The 488-nt window shown below is 37.7% G+C and carries 1 protein-coding gene; it reads left to right on the top strand.

Features of this window, described 5'->3' with window-relative positions; translation table 11 throughout:
• Positions 1 to 268: type VI secretion system tube protein TssD (gene tssD, locus BBI00_RS15305; RefSeq protein WP_317040178.1), on the top strand; the 268-nt coding region annotated here is incomplete at its 5' end.
• Positions 269 to 488 lie beyond the last annotated feature (220 nt).

The following is a 488-nucleotide window of genomic DNA, read 5'->3' as shown; positions in this document are numbered from 1 at the left end:
CAAAATTACGGTGGAAGCTACGGATAAATCAGACATCCTGGAAAGTTTACTGAACGGAAAGTATAAGCCTACAGTAGGAGAGATTACTTTCAACAAATCTCACGAAGAAGGAACACTAACAACATTAAAGTGGAACAATGGTTATGTAATTCAGCATGAAGTAGATTTCGACGCTGTGGATGACAACAGTATGTATATTAGTTTTGTGGTAAGTGCAGAGCAGATAGATCTGGGGAATTCTTCGTACTTCGGAGCATGGCCTTCTTAAGCATATTCAGAATTTAAATATCAGGCAGAATAGTACACCCGTTTCAAGGGACACTGTTCTGCCTTTTTTAACCTTATAGAACGACTGTTTATTCCAAATAAAGTTCTGAAAAAACACCTAATCACTAGGAATAAAAATGCCTCAAATTCCGATAAGATTTCTGGGAATCATATTCCCGGATCAACCGTGTGGTAAAACTGGATATTGTGATTGAAGGCAA

The sequence above is a fragment of the Chryseobacterium arthrosphaerae genome (genome assembly GCF_001684965.1).
GTDB lineage: Bacteria > Bacteroidota > Bacteroidia > Flavobacteriales > Weeksellaceae > Chryseobacterium > Chryseobacterium arthrosphaerae.
The sequence above is the reverse complement of the archived record's forward strand: the minus strand, read 5'-3'. Positions and strand labels throughout refer to the sequence as shown.